The following is a 16,556-nucleotide window of genomic DNA, read 5'->3' on the forward strand; positions in this document are numbered from 1 at the left end:
CCCCGTGTAGAACCGTGTCCCTTCGAGTTCTCGCCCCGATTTTGGCGATTTTACCATATTTACTGATGGGTCTGCTTCATACAAAAACTCCGGGGTCACAGGACGTTCAACCCATTTACGAATCCGACTACCAGAAGTACGATGCCGACTCCGAGAAAGAGTTGCGTCGTAGTGAGTGCGACGATTGTACTGTCGTTCAGTCGCTCCATGTCGGCTATCCATTCACTGTAGCCACTCAGTAGCAGGTCGAGCCATTCCGACTCGCGGTACGACATCGTTCGTGCGTCGAGGAGATAATTCGGCCCGACGCCGAGTTGCGAGTTCGAGACGCTGTACGTGACGAGCCCGAAGAGAATAGACATTGCGAGCGACCCGACTCCGGCGACGGTAAACGCGTTGAGATACTGTTCGCTACGTGGAAATGCGGTAGCCGAAAGAACGAGTCCGAAGACAAGAATCGTGATTCGGACGGTTCGGAGTGCCTTGGTGTGTATCTCGGAGAGAAACCGGAGTTGATGGTCGAGCACGATTCTCGCCTCCTCTCGCCCGGACTGCAGAACTTCTACGTCGCCTTCTCGCTCCTCGGATTTTCTGTCGCAGTGTCCGCTCTCGCTGTCGGCCATTACGAAGCGTTCGCCTCGCCTTCGTACAAAAGCCTACGCGCTCGAACGCCGGTCCGTCGTCGGTCAGACCATCCGAATCCCGGCATACACCCCGTACGCGACGCCGATAGCCAGCACCAGCGACCCGAGCCACGCCAGCACCGTGTAGCCCATCTTTCGGCGGCTCACGCCGCCGCCCTCGGCGGCGTAGCCGCTCCCGACGATGGCGCTGACGATTATCTCGTTGAACGACACCGGGATGCCGTACAGCACCGCGACCTGCGCGATGGCGAACGAGGGGATGAGCGCCGCGATGGACCGGCGGGGGCCGAGCGCTGAGTAGTCCTGTGCGATGGCCTTTATCATCCGGGGCGCGCCCGTCCACGACCCCGCGAGCAGGCCGATGCCGCCGCCCACCAGTACCGGGACGAGCGGTATTCCGAACGGGTCGAGCAGGGGGACGAGGGGTCCGATGGCGAGACCGACCTGCGACCCGCCCGCCGAGAACGCGACGAGGCTCCCGAGCGCGAGCAGGAGGTGTCGCTGTCCGGTTTCGAGGTCCTCGCGCACCTCCCAGTAGAGGAACCCGGTGACAGCTCCCGCGAACGCGAGCGAGGCGACGACCAGTCCGGAATCGACGCCCGCAACGGTCGGAAGAGCCAGCGACACGGCAGCGGTCTCTGCGAGCGACTGGCCCGTGCCCGATGGACCCAGCACCGCGAACTCGATGTTGGCGACGATGAGACCGACCACGCCGCCCAGTAGCGGGATAGTGACCCGTTCGGTCGTGCGTTCCGACCGGAGGAGCCTAGCGGTGCAGTAGGAGATGAAACTGCCGACGAAGGGGGTGAGAAGCCACAGCGCCCCGATCTGGCGGTACTTCGCCCACGCGGGGTCGCCGCCCATCGCCAGCCCCACGCCCACGATGGCACCGGTGACCGTGAACGCGGTCGCTATCGGGTACCCCGTGAACACGCCGATGGCGACCAGCGCGGCCGCAACGAGCAGTCCCGTGGTCGCGGCTATCGCGGTCAGCTCGACGCCCCCGATGAGTTCGGTCCCGACGGCCTCCGAGACGTTCGCCCCCTGCAGGACGGCCCCGCCGAATCCGAGCAGGCCGACCAGAAACCCCGCGCGCATCACCGAGATGGCGTTCGCGCCGACCGCGGGGGCGAACGGCGTCGACCCCGACGACCCCGCGCCGATAGCCCACGCCATGAAGAGACTCGCGACGGCCGCGATCACCAACGTAACGACGCCGCTACCGACCATATCCGAACGTGTTGCCGACGATAGAATAGTGTACCGGCTCCGGTCCGTCGGTCGCCCGCTCCGGTCAGGTGGTCTTCGAGGTGGGCTCCTCGGGTTCGCTGGGCGGCTCGACACCCTCCGCGGCCTCGACGGTGTCGGTGCGCTTCTCGGTGTCGACGTGCCAGCGGTCGATCTCGTCCTCGTACGCCGACAGCTTCTCGCTGACGTGTTGCTTGAGGTCGTCGTCGTTGACGTTGACCTCGAAGACGAACTCGGGTTCGCCGTCGCCCCGGCCGACGCGCTGGAGGTTGGCGCTGACGAGGTCGTTGTCGAAGTAGTAGGGCGCGAGCCGGGTCATCACCTTCTGGTAGACGGTGTCCTCGACCTTGCGGATGGCCTTCCGACTCGCGGAGTCGGCCGCCCGAGCGACGTAGCTCACCGAGTCCTGCCACTTGTCGACCGCCTCGTCGGTCTGCTCGTCGTTGAGCTTCTCGTAGGACTCGGTTATCTTCTCGCCCGCGGTCTTGAGGTCCTCGTCGGGGCCCTTGCCCTTCTTCTCGCCCTTCCCCTCGTTGACCGACGCCTGCTCGGCGGTCTTCTCCGAGACGTCCTCGCCGAGTCGCTCGTGGGACTTGGGTCGCCACTCCTCCCACTCCTCGTAGGCGTCGCCGGACACGTCGGCCTCTCGAAGCGCCTCTGTGATGCGCTCGCCGTGTTCGACGATGTCGCCCCAACTGCCCCGGAGCTTGAATCCGGAAACGCTCTCTTCCATTGGTACGCCTCCTAGTTCGGGTCCGATATACAGTTGTCGCCCGCGGTCAGCGACCGTAGGTGAGTCGAGTCGCGAACTGGTCGAGCCGACGCTTGACTCGCCCGAGCCAGACGTGGTGTCTGTTCACCGCCCGAATCTCGGACTCGTCGACCTCGATTCGCGGCCCGTCGAAGGGGTTGCGCCCGCCAGCGTCGCCGTCCTCGGTCGTCATCGAGACGACGCTGGTCATCGAACACCGGCCGCACGCTTCGGTCCGTTTGTCGTCCATGCGTACTACTCCCGCGGTGGTTGGGCGGCTCGACGCTTAAGCTTTTGGCGGCGCGGGTCACGGAATGCCTCGGTCGGCGGCGCGGGTCACGGAATGCCTCGGTCGGCGGCGCGGGTCACGGAATGCCTCGGTCGGCGGCGCGGCGCGCAGAATGCGCGCCGCGCCGCCGACCGAGGGTATTTACCCCACCGCGCTCTGGGGTCCCACATGGGACACCGCGTCATCGACCCCGCGTCGGTCGAACCCCGCGAGCAGATTCCGCTGGCGTACCACTCCCGCGAGGAGACCGAGGCGCGGAGCGCCTCGGAAACGCGAGTAGCGCGGAGCGACGCTCCGCGGGCAGTCGAGCGGCGAAGTCGCGAGACGACGGTGACGCCGCTCCTGTTGGGCGCACCGCCGGTCGATGCCTACGCGGGCGCACCGCCGGTCGATGCCCACGCGGGCGCACCGCCGGTCGACGACGTTCACGCTTACGACCCGGCCGCATGAGCGACGGAAGTTCCGACGCGCAGGGACCGACCGCGCCCGATGACCGCCCCGACGCGACCCTCCCCGAGGACGTCCCCGACTGGGACGACGAGTACCTCGACCGCGTCAGCGACAGGCTGATGTACAGCTTCGATATGGAGAACGGCTACCGCGTCCGGGGCGAGCGGTTCGACCTCTACGGCGAACTCCGCGTCGAGAACCAGAAGCAACTGCTCCACCCCGCGCTCAACTACGCCAACCACGAGGCCCGCGAGCACCTCTTCGCGCGCCGGGCCGACCGGGTGACGGTCGCCGACCTCGAACGCCTCGTCGAACTGGGTCACGACCTCGCCGACGAGTGGATCGAGGCCGACGAGGAGCACTTCGAGACGGAGTTCACGTTCGCCGTCGTCGTCCCCGAGGTCCCCGAGTCGGTCCGGGAGTTCGTCGAGGGGTTCCGCGACCGGACGCTCATCAAGTACGGCTTCTACGGTCGATACGAGGTGAACCTCGTCGTGGTCGCCCCCGACGACGAGCGACTCGTTGCCAGCCGGAACGCCGAGACGGCGACCGCATTCCGCCTCTGGGACGACATCGACCGAACCGAACCGGGACTCGTCGAACGGTTCGTCCGCTCGCTGTGGCGCTGACGGCGTCGCAAAAAGGAGTTCGGGTCGCTCTCAGTCGTCGTCCGGGGGACGGCCGCCGTCGGTCGCTGGTGCGCCCGTGCGTCCCCCCCTGGCCTTCTGGATGTTGCCGTACCCCATCCGGAGGAGCGACAGCGCCAGCACGATGAGTACCGTTCCGATGGCGATCTGCAGGCCCAGCGACCAGACCGCCTCGGACGACTCGCCCAAGATGATGCCCTGATAGAGGTTCTGGTAGTACTGGAGGTACACCAGCGCGAGGATGGTGATCGTCGACATGATCGCCATCGGCACGCCGGTACTGATGAGCTGTTTGTTCGCGCTCCAGTTGGCCAGCCACACCGTCGCGGTCAGTAGCGCGAGCGCCGCGAGCAACTGGTTCGCGCTCCCGAACAGTTGCCAGAGCGGCGTCCACGTTCCCGACGCGATGAGGCCGAACGCCACGACCGACTGGAAGCCAGCGTTCGCGTAGCGGTTGGTTGCGACCTCCTCGACCTGCGACTCGGGCGTGCCGATGATCTCTTCGAGCATGTACCGACCCAGTCGGAGCGCCGTGTCGGTGGACGTGAGCAGGAAGCTCACCATCACCAGCGCCATGAACGGCGCGCCGAACGACTCGGGGATGCCGAAGCTGGTGAGCAGGATGCCGCCCCCTGCCGCGAAGTTCGGGAGCGCCAGTCCGACGCCGCTGGTCGCGCCTTCGGGGGTGATGCCGACGACGGCGACCGCCGACAGCGCGACGACGGCCAGCAGTCCCTCGCCGAGCATCCCGCCGTATCCGATGAGTCGGGCGTCGGTCTCCTTGTTGAGCTGTTTAGCGGTCGTCCCCGATGAGACCAGCGAGTGGAACCCGCTGATGGTCCCGCACGCGATGGTGACGAACAACATCGGGAACAGCGGACTCACGACGCCGAAGGAGTCGCTCCCCCAGAACCCGCTGTAGGCGGGGATGTTGGTCTGGAGCGGCTCGGCTGGCGTCGTGACGAGCGTTCCGACGATGATGGCCAGGAGTGCGCCCCCGACGCCCGCGTACAGCAGGAACGACGAGAGGTAGTCGCGCGGTTGCAACAGCACCCACACCGGCAGGACGCTGGCGACGAACGCGTAGGCCAAGATGATGGGAATCCAGGTCTCCTGAGTCAGCGCGAGGGGGTACTGGATTCCGACCCAGACGCTCGCGAACACGCCCGACACGAACACGACGGTACCGGGGATGAACGGCCCGTTGAACTGGTAGAGGTACACTCCGAACACGAGCGCGAGCCCGATGTAGAGGATGCTCGCGGTCGCAGCGCTGGGATACTTCTGGAACACCAGCGCCGTGACGTACGCGAACACGGCCACGACGAGGATGATTGTCAGGAACGCGAACCACAGGAGCATGTTCTTGCCCTCCTCGCCGACGTACTCGCCGATGATGTACCCTATCGACTTGCCCTCGTGTCGCAGACTGCCCGACAGCGACACGAAGTCGTGGACCGCGCCCATCAGCGGATTGCCGATGGCGATCCACAGTATCGCTGGCACCCAGCCCCAGATGAGTCCCGCCGTGATGGGCCCGACGATGGGTGCGCCGCCCGCGATGCTCGAATAGTGATGCCCCAACAGCACCGGCTTTTTGGCCGGTACGTACTCCTGGCCGTCCTCGTACTTGTGCGCTGGCGTCTCGTTGCTCGCGTTCAGTTCGACGAACTGGGCGAGGTATCGCGAGTACCCGAAGTACCCCACCGTGAACAGCGCGAGCACCGAGACCACCAACCAGATTACTTGTACCATGTCACGTCGCCTCATCCCGAGACACGCAAAATAGGAACTTAAAGATTGTCGTAATTTTTGGCGGCGGATGTCATCTCGAAACCGCAGTTCTCCGAGGAAACGAAGGCTTATCCCCCCACCTCGATAGCAGAAAAGTTCTTTCCCGAGGATATTCGAACGTTGAATACCTTTCGGCCGGGGGTCGCGGTCGAAACTCCGGTCGGAGGTTCAGGCCGGAACCGTTGCCACGTCGATGTCGAGTTCGGCGGCGACCTCCGCGAGCAGGTCCCCCTTGACCTCCTCGACGCGTTGCTCGATTCGCGCGACGACCGGCGGCTCGAAGGTCGTCCGAATCCGCTCGATGCGGTCGCGCTCGTTCTCGTAGCGCTCCCGGAGGTAGCGCGCGCCCGTCCCGTCCTCGTCGGCGTCGGGTTCGGGCGCGACCTTGTTGACGACCAGTCCCTCGACGCCGAGGTCGTACTCGGTCAGGTCCTCGATGGCCCGGCTCGTCTCCCGAATCGAGAGTTCGTCGGGGTTCAACACGAGGAAGAAGGAGGCGTCGTTCCGTAGGGTGTCACCGGCGAACTCGAACAGCTCCTTTCGCTCGGTGAGTCGCGCGATGATGGGGTCTTCTCTGGCAGTCTTGCGCGCTTCCCGGTCGCCGATGGCGGCCCGCTCGAACAGGTCGATGCTCTTCGAGCGCTTCTCGACCAGCCGCTCTATCCAGTCTTGGAGGAAGTCGGGGAGTCCCAGTAGCCGGAGGGTGCCCCCGGTGGGTGCGGTGTCGAACACCACGCGGTCGAACTCCTCGGACTCGCCCATCACGTCGATGAAGCGGTCGAACAGCGCGGCCTCGTACGCACCGGGGGTCCGGTGAGCGAGTTCTATCTGGCGGTCGATCTCGTTGACGATGCCCGGACTCACTTGGTCGGTCATCGTCCGCTTGATGTCCATCATGTGGCGCTCGACCTCCTCCTCGGGGTCTATCTCCATCGCCCAGAGGTTCTCTCGGCCCGCGACCGCTTCGGGGTCGTCGCCGAACTGCTGGTCGAACACGTCGGAGGTACTGTGGGCCGGGTCGGTCGAGACGACCAGCGTCTTGAGTCCCGCCTCCGCGCACTTCAGGCCGTAGGCGCACGACACCGTGGTCTTGCCGACGCCGCCCTTGCCCCCGAAGAAGACGAATTTCTCCATGTTAGACGTGGCTCTCCATGTCAGAAGTGGTACTGCTGGCCCTTGCGCTCGATGAGCGATTCGCGGTCCCACATCCGCCGCTCCCACTGCTGGAACTCCTCGCCGAGGTACGGCAGAAGTTCGGCCGTGTAGTAGGAGACGGGACTCGGGATGCCGAACGCGTCGGCGAAGCATGCGAACATGAACGCGTCCTCGCTGTCCTCGGCCTCCTTCTCGATGAGTTCGTACGCGGGATGCTCTATCATCCCGTGGTAAAGCCCGTGGAGCCACTCTTCTACGAGGTCGCGGTACTCCGCGATCCGGTCGGCGAGCGTCATCGTGTCTCATACAGCCACCGAGGCGACAAAAGGTTGCCGCCCCGGGACCCGTCCACGGGATTTCAGGTCCCGTCGGCCAGTTCGTCGAGCAACTGCCGGAGTTCGCTCCGGCGCTTCCACGCCGCCACGCGGTCGGTGAGTTGCGAAACCGGGAGGCCGAGGCTCACCGACGACCGCGCGGTGACGCGACTCCCTTCGTCTCTCGGCGCGACCGAAATCTCCGTCTCCATCGCGTCGAACGGTCCCGCTTCGCCTCGCTGGCTGTACGCGATGCCGTTCTCGCGCTCCTCGAAGTCGAGTCGCATCGCGAATCCTCTCGCGCCCGCGGTCACCGTCCAGCCCTCGCTGGTCTCCTCGATTTCGCGCACCTCGAAACTGCCCTCGTACTCGACGACCGACTCGGGTGTCAGCGAGCGCTCGACGACCGCGGGCGGTGCGGGGACGAACGCCGAGACTTCGACTTCGCGCATCGTCGACCCTACGAACGCCACACAGAAAGCCTTACGGTCGGGTTTCGGCGGCGCGACGCTCGCCGTTGCGAGCGTCGCGCTCGGAACGGGGACGCCCCGTGCCCGAAACGAGGACCCCGGGTGACGCTTCACGCCCGTAACAGCGGAAGCGAGAAGAGCGCGAACACGCCTACGACGACCAGCGCGCCGAGGAGAAGCCGCCGCACGCGCAGCGTTGCCGGAACCTCGCTCGGTAGGTCGGGGCGGGCCGACCAGACGAATCGGTAGTAGGCGAACGCGACCGTCCCGAGGAACCCGGCCGTCGAGAGCGCGAGTGCGCCCCGCAGTCCGACCCCGAGCGCCAGCAGGTAGCCCGGCCCGAGGCTGTAACAGGCGAGGAACCCGAGCGCCCCGACCACCAGAAACGGCACGGGGTCGACCGGCACGCCGCGCCTGTTCTCCGGCCGTATGTCGGTCGTCCTCGGTCGCATATCGGCACTTCGCGAGGCTCGGACTTCGGTCTGGTGGCCCCTCTCGGAAAAGAGGTAAGTCGGTGGGCGAACCACGTCCCGCCGATGACGAACTCGAAGGGCGACCCGCGTGTCCTTTTCGTGATGAACCTCGTGCTGTCGACCGTCTTCGCTGCGGCCGTCGTCTGGGGACTGGCGTTCATCGGTGCCGTGGAATTCGGATGGCGAAACGTCGGAATCGTGGCGATAGCACTGATGGTCGTGACCTCTCTCATCGTTCGGTGAACTCCGGTCGGTACCGCTCGACTGGAACGACCCGGGTCTCACGCCACTGTTCCATATGTCGTATAGAAGATTTTAAGTACAAAAATGATATATTAATGACTATGGGTGATAGCGGTTCTATCGAAGCGGAAGCGTCGTCACGCGAGTGGTGCCCTCATTTGAGGCAACCGGAATACCTATGAACAGATCGATTTGCCTTCTCATCGCCGCGACGATAGTGCTGTCGGGGGTCTCGACCGGCGTATTCGCTACTTCCTCTTCTCCAGACGCGTATCTCGGGATTACTGAGGTGACGGTTTCGCCGGACCCACCCGAACCCGAAGAAGAATTCACGGTGACCGCCGCGGTCGAGAACCTCGACAACAGTTCGAGCTTCTACGATATCGACAGGGTAGAGCTCCGCCGTGGGGACGAGGAGAACTTCTCTGTTCACGACACCACGTCACCGCCCGGTCTGATTCGTTCGGGGGAGAAACGGTACGTTCGCGTGAACGGAACCATCGACGACCCCGGGACCCACTCGCTCCGACTCCACGTCTACGGCGAGAACGAGGACGGTGAGCGGATTCACGTTCAGCACGAAACCGAGGTCCGAGTGGGAGCCGAACGCCCCCAACTCGAAATCGACGCGGACGAACCGGTAGCGAAGGCCGACTCTCCGGTCAACGTCACGCTCGCGAACGGATTGCCCTCGGACGTGCGGAACGTCGACGTGACGCTCGAAACCGAGGACGCCTCCCTCGAGAACTCCCACCGGACAAAATCGACCGTCGGAAGCGGTGAAGAGGCGAATTTCGAGTTCACCGCGAATGCGAACGAGTCGGGCGAACACCGATTCACGGCGACGGTTCGGTACACGACCGAGAACGGCTCGACGAAGTCGATCACGCAACATGCGACCCCGAACTTCGAACCGTTGTCGGACCAGGTCAGCCTCAACGCCGAGTCGACGGGTGACGGTTCGCAGGTAACGGCGACGGTTACGAATTACGGCGACGTCTCCGTCGAGGACATCGTCGTTCGGGGACGCTCGGCGAACGCCACGCTGTCGGACGCCCCGGTCGATGAACTCGACCCGGGTGAGTCCGAGACGGTCGACCTCAACATCACCGAGTTCGACGCCGACGGCAAGATTCCGGTCGAAGTACTCGCAGATTACAACGCGGGGACGACCGATGCTCGCGTGAACACGTCCCTCGACATCACGTCGAACCCCGGGTCGATCGAGTTGACCGGCCTCGAAACCGAACTCGAAGACGGGAAGGTACACCTCTCGGGTAGCGCCAGTAACGTCGGTCTGACCGAAGCCAACAGCGTAATCGTTCGCGTGAAGTCGGCAGACGGCGTCGAGCCCGCTCACCCCAACAAGGAGTACTTCGTCGGAGAGGTCCCGGAAAGCGACTTCGTCTCGTTCGACGTGTATGCACGGGTCGACGACGGGGTCTCTGAGGTACCGCTGGAAGTGACGTATCTCGTGGACGGCGAACGCCAGACGTACACCGAGGCGGTCGAATATCGAACCGACACCGTCGAGACCGCGACCAGTGACGAGCGCGACCTGCTACTTCCGGCCGCTATTGGCGGCGGTATCACGCTCATCGCCGGAGGAATCATGACAATCGCTTGGAGGAATCGCCGTGGCGGTGCTTGAGACGGCGAACGTCTCGAAGCGATACGAGACGGGGGGCGAGGTAGTGACCGCGCTTCGGGACGTGACGTTCGGTATCGATTCGGGCGAGTTCGTCTCCATCGTCGGACCGAGTGGTAGCGGCAAGACGACGCTACTCAACATCTTGGGACTGCTCGACGCGCCGACGACCGGAGTCGTCCGGATCGACGACGAGGACGTGACCGAACTCTCCGACCGCGAACGAACCCTCGCCCGGAAACGCACCATCGGATTCGTGTTCCAGAACTTCTATCTCATCCCGACGTTGACAGCGAAGGAGAACGTCGAGGTTCCACGGCTGTTCGACCGGGACTCGACGCTCGCCGACCGAGCGACCGAACTGCTCGAACGGGTGGGGCTCGGGGACCGATGCAACCACAAACCGAACGAGCTATCTGGCGGACAGAAACAGCGAGTCGCCATCGCGCGGGCGCTCATCAATCGGCCTCGGGTGGTTCTGGCCGACGAACCGACCGGAAACCTCGACAGGGACACGGGGCGCCAAATCCTTCGAGAGTTCGTCGACATCTGTGATAACGGCGTCGCCGTAATCGCCGTCACGCACGACCCGCTGTTGAACGAGTACGTCGACCGGACGGTCGAACTGGTAGACGGAGACCTTCGGAGATGATCGTCGACCGACTCGCGCGACGGTTCCCGTCTCTGCTCATCGCACGTCGTAACCTCTCGCGGACGAAGTTACGGTCGGCGCTCGCTGCACTCGGGATAATCATCGGAGTAGTCGCAATCGCGTCGCTCGGGATGTTCGGTGCTTCGCTTCGTCAGTCGGCGACCGGTTCACTCGGCGACATCGGGAGCGAAGTCATCGTCTCTCCCGCGTTCGAATCCGGCGTCGAGGAACTCACCGAGCGCGACGTTCGCCGAATAGACCGAGCCGCCAGCCGAGAAACGGTCGTGCCGGTGAAGTCGAAGCAAGAACCCGTCTCATACGGCCAAGACGAGCGGGTGGTGACGGTGTACGGGATGGAGAACCCGGGGGCCGTCTTCGGGACTCAGTCCGGACGGCTCCCGGATAGATTCCGGAGCGGCGTGGTCGTGGGTTCCGACCTGGCCGACGACCTCGAACTGCGCACCGGTAACTCGGTCGAGATCGGTGGGGATACGTACCGAGTCGTGGCCATTCTCGAACGCGAAGGTGGGTTCTCCCCGCTCAACCCGAATCGGGCGGTCGTCCTTCCAGAGAGCGAGTTCGAGTCCGACGGCTACAGCCAGGTCGTCGTCTCCGCCGCCACCGGCTCCTCGGCCAACGAGACCGCAATCGCGATACGGGAAACACTCAACGACCGCGAAAAGACGGTGGACGTTCTCGAACTCGCGAGTATCACCGACCAGATCGGATCGTTCTTCGACGTACTCAACGTGTTCCTGCTGGGAATCGGGTCCATCTCGCTTCTCGTCGCTGGCGTGAGCATTCTCAACGTGATGTTGATGAGTACGGTCGAACGCAGACAGGAGATCGGTGTCCTCCGCGCGGTCGGATTCCGAAAGCGTGACATCCTCAAGATACTGCTGGCCGAGGCGCTGTTGCTCGGAATCGCCGGTGGGGTGATCGGTGTCGCGTTGAGTGTCGGAGTTGGTCTGGTGATCAACTACATCACTATCGAGAGCGCGCTCGCCGCATTCCGGTTGGAGAACCTCTTCTATCTGCTCGCCGCGTTCGTCTTCGGGGTGACGACCAGCGTCATCAGTGGTCTCTATCCCGCCTGGAAGGCCGCGAACGAGCGACCCGTCGAAGCGCTCCGGAACTAACGTCTCCCGGTTCTCCCAACGGTGCGGCTGGACGACTGGCGTTCCTCGGCGGTTCCCCGCATCGAGAGCCACTCGATGGGTTCATTAAGAGATAAGCCCCCGCGACCCGCGCATACGCATAGGCATGACCATCGAAGACCGCGGGGACGCCAAACTCATCACGCACGCGCTGGCACAGGACACGCTCTCGCAGATTCGGGACGTCGAGACCGAGCAGGTCAGCTTCCGGAAGGGACTGGTCAAACTCGGCCGCATCTGTGGCTACGAGATAATCGACGGCGCGATGGAGACCGAGTACGTCGAGATAGAGACGCCGCTGACCGCCACCACCGGCGAGCGCGTCAAGGGACTCGACGACGTGGTCATCATCAATGTCCTCCGGGCCGCGACGCCGTTCGTCGAGGGCCTGCTGAAGGCGTTCCCGCGCGCCAAGCAGGGGGTCATCTCCGCCGGACGCGACGAGGAAGCCGGGATGGACGAGGCGGGCGAGTTCCCCATCACCATCGACTACGTGAAGCTCCCCGAGATAACCGAAGACGACACCGTCATCGTGGCCGACCCGATGCTCGCGACCGGTTCGACCATGTGCGCGGTCCTCGACCGCATCACCGACGAACAGCCCGACCCCGAACACCTGTTCGTCCTCTCGGCGGTCAGCGCGCCCGACGGCCTGCTTCGGGTCGGCGAGCAGTTCCCCGAGGCCGACCTGCTGACGGTGTCCATCGACGACCACCTCGACGACGACGGCTTCATCGTGCCCGGACTGGGCGACGCCGGGGACCGCGCGTTCCGGACGACGTGAGGGTCCGACCTACGTCCGTCCTACGGTCTCAGTAGCCGACCGACCAACGACCCCTCTCCCTTCTTCGCGATGATGACCGTCCCTCCGGCGCGCCGTCCGACCTCCTGAGGGGTCGCGCCGACGATTCGACGCCGGAGGCGTCCGCTCCGGGTCGACCCGAGGACGGTCACGTCGCGGTCGCTCGACTCGGCGACGATGGCGTCGGCGACGCCATCGTCGCCGACCCGGACCGCGGTCCGGACCTCGATGCCCTCGAAGCGCTCGGCGGTCTCGGCCAGCAGGCCGCGGGCCGCCCCCTCGTCTTCGTCCGGCCCGACGACCCGGAGGAGGTCGATTCGGGCGTCGTTGGCGACCGCGATGGCCCGCGCGACCGACCCCGCCAGCTCGGCGTGGGGGCTCTCTGCCACCGGCAACAGCACCGCCTCGACGCCGTCGGCGAGCGCGCCTATCTTCTCGACCAGCACGTCGCAGTTCGCTCGCCGGACGGTCCGGTCGACGTTCGCCCCGAGGACCGAGGTCTCGCGGGCGCGGTCCTGCCAGCCCACGAGCAGGCAGTCGCAGTCGAACTCCGAGACGGCGTGGAGGACGCCCCGAGACACCGACGAGGCGACGAACAGTTGGCCGGTCACGGGCACCCCCGTTCCCGAGGCGACCTCGACCGCGCGGTCGAGGACCGCCCGCCGGTCACCGCCGAACTCGCGGGCGATGACCTCGTCGGTGAACATCGCGAACGGCGACTCTCGGGGGGTGACGACAACGCTCACCACGAACACCTCGCCGTTCCGTTCGCGGGCCACGTCCACCGCGGTCCGGACCAGCTGTTCGGCGTGGTCCGGATTGCCGACCGCGACCGCGACCCGGTAGTCGCTCGGCTCCCCTCCCATCACCGATACGTCACCGGCCGCGAACAAAAGCGTTGGCGTGGTTCGCGGGAACTCGCGGTCTCGCGCTCCGATGAACGTTCCACCCGGCGCGCGCTGGCGTCATCGCGCCGACGGCGCGATTGCTCGGAAGACGCGGTTCGTCTTCCGGTGGATGACCGAGCGAGCGAAGCGAGTGACGGAATCGGCTGGGGAGGCGTGTGGCCTGCGGTCGCGGTGCGGTCTCATGGGTACCGGGAGTAGCTAGCGTCGCGTCGTCTGCGGTGCGGTCGGTCGTGTTCATCCGCAGTCTTCGTTACGACACTCGCACGCGCGGGACGCCAACATCTATATGCCAGCCCTACACATTCCGACTCATGACCGACGACGAGGCCGAACCGTGCGACGACTGCCGAGACCCCATCTCCGATGCGCTGGCGCGCACGATTCGGCTCACCGTGGACCGCTCGCAGATAGACAGCCAGCGGCTCTGTCCCGAGTGCTTCGCCGACTGGATAGACCGCTACGAGGACGAGATGCAACCCGACCCCGGCCACTCGGTCATCGAGGACGGCGACACCGACATCATCGTGGACTGACCGCGTCGCGCCGCTGACCGCCGAGTCCGTCCCGCGAATCGCACACCGCGAGCGATTTCTCGACGACCGTCGAACCCCTCCGTTTCGACTAGAGAACGCTCGACTGCGACGGGGTCGGGGGCGCTCGTCGCGTTCCCGAAACGGACCCCAATAGGTCACCGGAGGCGGTCGTATCGCTCCGGACCGCTCGATACACTCGGCCCGTCACTCGCACTCTACCCGTCACTTGCCGTCCTCGCCCGCCGACAGTCCCTCCTCGCCGCGCTCCAGGGCCTTCGGCGCGTCGTGGTGGTCGGAGTAGCCGTCGAACCACCGGACGATGCGTTCGAGGCGGTCGACGACGTGGCCGGGTTCGCCGCTCCGGGAGAGCTCGTGGCCCTCCCGGGGGTAGCGCACGAGTCGCGTCTCGACGCCGTTCTTCCGGTAGAGTAGATACAGCATCTCGGCGTTGTTGACGGGGACGCGGAAGTCGTCGTCGCTGTGGACGAGCAGCGTGGGCGTCTCCACTCGGTCGGCGTAGGCCGCGGGCGAGCGCTCCCAGAGGAAGTCGTGGTCGTCCCACGGGGTGGCGTCGAAGTCCCACTCGATCAGTTTGAACGCGTCCGTGGAACCGTAGAAGCTGTTGAGTTCGTAGACGCCGCGCTGGCTGACCGCGCCCGCGAACCGGTCGGTGTGTCCGACGACCCACGTCGTCATGTAGCCGCCGTAGCTCCCGCCCGTGACGAACATGTTCTCCTCGTCGACGTACTCGCGGCTCGCCACCTCGTCGACGCCCGCCATGATGTCGTCGTAGGCGACTTGCCCCCACTCGCCGCCGCCGATTGCGGCCATGAACTCCTCGCCGTATCCCGACGACCCGCGGGGATTCGACCAGAAGACCACGTAGCCCCGAGCGGCCAGAAGCTGGAACTCGTGCCACATCGTCCCGCTGGTGGTCCACATCGAGTGGGGGCCGCCGTGTATCTCGACCGCGAGGGGATACTCCTCGCTTTCCTCGAAATCCGGCGGCGTCAACACCCAGCCCTGAATCTCGCGTCCGTCCCCGCCCTCGAATCGAATCTCCTCGGGCTGGCAAATCGCGCGCTCGTCGAGGTACTCGCGGTTGACCCGGGTGAGCCGCCGGGTCTCCGCACCCCGGAGCGTCGAGACGAACACGTCGCCGGGGTGGTCCCACTCCGAGCGGACGAACGCGACGGCGTCCTCGCCGACCGACGCGCCCGAGACCGTCCCCTCGGCGACTACGCGCTCGGGGTCGGCGCTGGCGTCGCCCGGCGCTCGCCAGACGGCGACGTCGCCCTCGTCGGGCGTCGCGAAGTAGAGCGCCTCCTCGTCGGGGCCCCACTGGGGTTCCATCCCACCGCCGACCGTCCGGTCGAGCGACGCGGTCGGAGTCGTGACCTCGCCGGTCTCGCGGTCGAGGACCTTCAGTTCGGTCTGGCGGAGCGTCGCGTTCTCCTCGGGCGTGTGGGCGTACGCGAGGCGGCCGTCGCTGGTCGCCGCGAGGGTCGCGCCCCACGCGGTCGTCTGGACCACGGTTTCGGTCTCCTCGCCCGCGTCGAGGTCGTACTCCGCGATGTCCACCGCGATGTTTTGGTCGGGGTCGCCGGTCCGTTCCACGCCGTAGTACAGCGTCGTCTCGTCGGCCCACTCGGGACCGGAGTGGTCGCGGTCGCCGTCGGTGAGCCGCGTCACCTCCTCCGCCTCCACGTCCGCGACGTAGACGTGCGAGCGCCGTCCGTCGAAGTAGCGCTCGCCCGCCCGGTAGACCGTCCGGTCGATGACGCGGGGGTCCGGGTCCTCGGGTTCGTACTCCTCGCCGCCGATGTCGGTGTCTCGGCCCTCCTCGCGGTCCTCGCCGGTGACCTGCTGGACGAACGCGATTCGGCTTCCGTCGGGCGACCACGCGATGTCGGAGACGCCGCCGACCACGTCGGTCACCCGCCGGGCCTCCCCGCCGTCGGTCGGCATCACCCACAGCTGGGGTCGGTCGTCGTCGGCCCCCCGCGTGCTGACGAACGCGAGTCGGTCGCCGCTCGGACTCCACCGGGGCTGACCGTCGACCCCCTCGCTCACGGTGAACTGGCGCGGTTCGTCGCCCCCGACCGGGACGACGTACACCGTGGCCTCGTACTCCTCGCCGCTCTCGGGCACCGTCCTGACGAACGCCACCCGCTCGCCGTCGGGCGAGACGCGGGGCTCGCCGACCTGTACGATTTCGTGATAGTCTTTTGCACGCACAGTCTCCATACTACCCGAATGCTAGTCGCCCGATAATACGATTTCGAATCGAAATACGACCCTCCGGTACCGACTCGGCCCGGTCGCCTCCGCGCGTAATTCGGGTTTCGACCGACCGGACCCTGACCGAACCGGTCGCG

At 65.7% G+C, this 16,556-nt stretch carries 19 protein-coding genes; 8 read left to right on the plus strand and 11 right to left on the minus strand.

The genetic code is table 11. The features are described 5' to 3' along the window. Positions 1 to 95: 95 nt before the first annotated feature. The 4 genes from NGM10_RS08810 to NGM10_RS08825 form a co-directional block, all read right to left on the minus strand. A complete protein-coding gene (locus tag NGM10_RS08810) occupies positions 96 to 623 on the minus strand; it encodes a hypothetical protein (RefSeq protein WP_253477383.1) in 528 nt (175 codons plus the stop codon). A gap of 63 nt (positions 624 to 686) precedes the next feature. Continuing rightward, entirely contained in the window at positions 687 to 1,874 is a 1,188-nt protein-coding gene (locus NGM10_RS08815) for an inorganic phosphate transporter (RefSeq protein ID WP_253477386.1), read from the minus strand. Between the two features lie 64 nt (positions 1,875 to 1,938). Further along, positions 1,939 to 2,625, minus strand: coding sequence for a DUF5828 family protein (locus tag NGM10_RS08820; protein ID WP_253477390.1), 687 nt, complete (start codon positions 2,623 to 2,625; stop codon positions 1,939 to 1,941). A gap of 46 nt (positions 2,626 to 2,671) precedes the next feature. Next, positions 2,672 to 2,893 (minus strand): DUF8007 family protein, encoded by a 222-nt coding sequence (locus tag NGM10_RS08825; RefSeq protein ID WP_253477393.1) that lies wholly within the window; start codon positions 2,891 to 2,893, stop codon positions 2,672 to 2,674. 207 nt (positions 2,894 to 3,100) lie between these two features. Between NGM10_RS08825 and NGM10_RS08830 the strand changes: the two genes are divergently transcribed. Further along, entirely contained in the window at positions 3,101 to 3,382 is a 282-nt protein-coding gene (locus tag NGM10_RS08830; RefSeq protein WP_253477396.1) for a hypothetical protein, read from the plus strand. Beyond that, positions 3,379 to 4,011: a DUF8052 family protein gene (locus NGM10_RS08835; protein WP_253477399.1), complete on the plus strand. Its 633-nt coding sequence runs from the start codon at positions 3,379 to 3,381 to the stop codon at positions 4,009 to 4,011. Before NGM10_RS08830 ends, NGM10_RS08835 begins: the two co-directional genes overlap by 4 nt. A gap of 30 nt (positions 4,012 to 4,041) precedes the next feature. On the opposite strand, the gene NGM10_RS08840 is transcribed toward NGM10_RS08835, so the two are convergent. The 5 genes from NGM10_RS08840 to NGM10_RS08860 form a co-directional block, all read right to left on the minus strand. Then, positions 4,042 to 5,784: a carbon starvation CstA family protein gene (locus NGM10_RS08840; protein ID WP_253477403.1), complete on the minus strand. Its 1,743-nt coding sequence runs from the start codon at positions 5,782 to 5,784 to the stop codon at positions 4,042 to 4,044. Between the two features lie 207 nt (positions 5,785 to 5,991). Then, positions 5,992 to 6,957 (minus strand): ArsA family ATPase, encoded by a 966-nt coding sequence (locus NGM10_RS08845; RefSeq protein ID WP_253477406.1) that lies wholly within the window; start codon positions 6,955 to 6,957, stop codon positions 5,992 to 5,994. Between the two features lie 20 nt (positions 6,958 to 6,977). Beyond that, positions 6,978 to 7,274 carry a DUF7990 family protein gene (locus NGM10_RS08850; RefSeq protein ID WP_253477409.1) on the minus strand — a complete coding sequence of 99 codons (297 nt, stop codon included), beginning with the start codon at positions 7,272 to 7,274 and terminating at the stop codon, positions 6,978 to 6,980. A gap of 62 nt (positions 7,275 to 7,336) precedes the next feature. Continuing rightward, positions 7,337 to 7,744 (minus strand): SRPBCC family protein, encoded by a 408-nt coding sequence (locus NGM10_RS08855; RefSeq protein WP_253477412.1) that lies wholly within the window; start codon positions 7,742 to 7,744, stop codon positions 7,337 to 7,339. A 128-nt stretch (positions 7,745 to 7,872) separates the two neighbouring features. Next, on the minus strand, positions 7,873 to 8,214 hold the full coding sequence (locus tag NGM10_RS08860) for a hypothetical protein (RefSeq protein WP_253477415.1): 342 nt from the start codon (positions 8,212 to 8,214) through the stop codon (positions 7,873 to 7,875). Between the two features lie 84 nt (positions 8,215 to 8,298). Between NGM10_RS08860 and NGM10_RS08865 the strand changes: the two genes are divergently transcribed. From NGM10_RS08865 to upp, 5 genes are all read left to right on the plus strand, one after another. Continuing rightward, on the plus strand, positions 8,299 to 8,478 hold the full coding sequence (locus NGM10_RS08865; protein WP_253477418.1) for a DUF8107 family protein: 180 nt from the start codon (positions 8,299 to 8,301) through the stop codon (positions 8,476 to 8,478). A gap of 178 nt (positions 8,479 to 8,656) precedes the next feature. Further along, positions 8,657 to 10,129: a CARDB domain-containing protein gene (locus NGM10_RS08870; protein ID WP_253477421.1), complete on the plus strand. Its 1,473-nt coding sequence runs from the start codon at positions 8,657 to 8,659 to the stop codon at positions 10,127 to 10,129. Next, positions 10,116 to 10,778, plus strand: coding sequence for an ABC transporter ATP-binding protein (locus NGM10_RS08875; protein WP_253477424.1), 663 nt, complete (start codon positions 10,116 to 10,118; stop codon positions 10,776 to 10,778). Before NGM10_RS08870 ends, NGM10_RS08875 begins: the two co-directional genes overlap by 14 nt. Then, positions 10,775 to 11,917 carry an ABC transporter permease gene (locus NGM10_RS08880; protein ID WP_253477427.1) on the plus strand — a complete coding sequence of 381 codons (1,143 nt, stop codon included), beginning with the start codon at positions 10,775 to 10,777 and terminating at the stop codon, positions 11,915 to 11,917. Before NGM10_RS08875 ends, NGM10_RS08880 begins: the two co-directional genes overlap by 4 nt. Before the next feature lie 124 nt (positions 11,918 to 12,041). Further along, on the plus strand, positions 12,042 to 12,719 hold the full coding sequence (upp, locus tag NGM10_RS08885) for a uracil phosphoribosyltransferase (RefSeq protein ID WP_253477430.1): 678 nt from the start codon (positions 12,042 to 12,044) through the stop codon (positions 12,717 to 12,719). Between the two features lie 20 nt (positions 12,720 to 12,739). Here the strand turns inward: upp and NGM10_RS08890 are convergent, their stop codons facing one another. Continuing rightward, positions 12,740 to 13,603: a universal stress protein gene (locus NGM10_RS08890; protein ID WP_253477433.1), complete on the minus strand. Its 864-nt coding sequence runs from the start codon at positions 13,601 to 13,603 to the stop codon at positions 12,740 to 12,742. A gap of 353 nt (positions 13,604 to 13,956) precedes the next feature. Here NGM10_RS08890 and NGM10_RS08895 point away from each other — a divergent pair, with 353 nt between their 5' ends. Beyond that, positions 13,957 to 14,178: a DUF7569 family protein gene (locus tag NGM10_RS08895; protein ID WP_253477436.1), complete on the plus strand. Its 222-nt coding sequence runs from the start codon at positions 13,957 to 13,959 to the stop codon at positions 14,176 to 14,178. A 222-nt stretch (positions 14,179 to 14,400) separates the two neighbouring features. Here the strand turns inward: NGM10_RS08895 and NGM10_RS08900 are convergent, their stop codons facing one another. After that, on the minus strand, positions 14,401 to 16,425 hold the full coding sequence (locus NGM10_RS08900) for a S9 family peptidase (RefSeq protein ID WP_253477439.1): 2,025 nt from the start codon (positions 16,423 to 16,425) through the stop codon (positions 14,401 to 14,403). Positions 16,426 to 16,556 lie beyond the last annotated feature (131 nt).

The sequence above is a fragment of the Halorussus salilacus genome (genome assembly GCF_024138125.1).
Lineage (GTDB): Archaea > Halobacteriota > Halobacteria > Halobacteriales > Haladaptataceae > Halorussus > Halorussus salilacus.

What these genes read in the sequence shown, in the direction of transcription:
- NGM10_RS08880 (WP_253477427.1), top strand. Translation starts at nt 10,775, where the DNA reads ATGATCGTCGACCGACTCGCGCGACGGTTCCCGTCTCTGCTCATCGCA.
- NGM10_RS08840 (WP_253477403.1), bottom strand. Translation starts at nt 5,784, where the DNA reads ATGGTACAAGTAATCTGGTTGGTGGTCTCGGTGCTCGCGCTGTTCACG.
- NGM10_RS08810 (WP_253477383.1), bottom strand. Translation starts at nt 623, where the DNA reads ATGGCCGACAGCGAGAGCGGACACTGCGACAGAAAATCCGAGGAGCGA.
- upp (WP_253477430.1), top strand. Translation starts at nt 12,042, where the DNA reads ATGACCATCGAAGACCGCGGGGACGCCAAACTCATCACGCACGCGCTG.
- NGM10_RS08830 (WP_253477396.1), top strand. Translation starts at nt 3,101, where the DNA reads ATGGGACACCGCGTCATCGACCCCGCGTCGGTCGAACCCCGCGAGCAG.
- NGM10_RS08850 (WP_253477409.1), bottom strand. Translation starts at nt 7,274, where the DNA reads ATGACGCTCGCCGACCGGATCGCGGAGTACCGCGACCTCGTAGAAGAG.
- NGM10_RS08865 (WP_253477418.1), top strand. Translation starts at nt 8,299, where the DNA reads ATGACGAACTCGAAGGGCGACCCGCGTGTCCTTTTCGTGATGAACCTC.
- NGM10_RS08890 (WP_253477433.1), bottom strand. Translation starts at nt 13,603, where the DNA reads ATGGGAGGGGAGCCGAGCGACTACCGGGTCGCGGTCGCGGTCGGCAAT.
- NGM10_RS08860 (WP_253477415.1), bottom strand. Translation starts at nt 8,214, where the DNA reads ATGCGACCGAGGACGACCGACATACGGCCGGAGAACAGGCGCGGCGTG.
- NGM10_RS08895 (WP_253477436.1), top strand. Translation starts at nt 13,957, where the DNA reads ATGACCGACGACGAGGCCGAACCGTGCGACGACTGCCGAGACCCCATC.
- NGM10_RS08815 (WP_253477386.1), bottom strand. Translation starts at nt 1,874, where the DNA reads ATGGTCGGTAGCGGCGTCGTTACGTTGGTGATCGCGGCCGTCGCGAGT.
- NGM10_RS08825 (WP_253477393.1), bottom strand. Translation starts at nt 2,893, where the DNA reads ATGGACGACAAACGGACCGAAGCGTGCGGCCGGTGTTCGATGACCAGC.
- NGM10_RS08820 (WP_253477390.1), bottom strand. Translation starts at nt 2,625, where the DNA reads ATGGAAGAGAGCGTTTCCGGATTCAAGCTCCGGGGCAGTTGGGGCGAC.
- NGM10_RS08835 (WP_253477399.1), top strand. Translation starts at nt 3,379, where the DNA reads ATGAGCGACGGAAGTTCCGACGCGCAGGGACCGACCGCGCCCGATGAC.
- NGM10_RS08845 (WP_253477406.1), bottom strand. Translation starts at nt 6,957, where the DNA reads ATGGAGAAATTCGTCTTCTTCGGGGGCAAGGGCGGCGTCGGCAAGACC.
- NGM10_RS08855 (WP_253477412.1), bottom strand. Translation starts at nt 7,744, where the DNA reads ATGCGCGAAGTCGAAGTCTCGGCGTTCGTCCCCGCACCGCCCGCGGTC.
- NGM10_RS08870 (WP_253477421.1), top strand. Translation starts at nt 8,657, where the DNA reads ATGAACAGATCGATTTGCCTTCTCATCGCCGCGACGATAGTGCTGTCG.
- NGM10_RS08900 (WP_253477439.1), bottom strand. Translation starts at nt 16,425, where the DNA reads ATGGAGACTGTGCGTGCAAAAGACTATCACGAAATCGTACAGGTCGGC.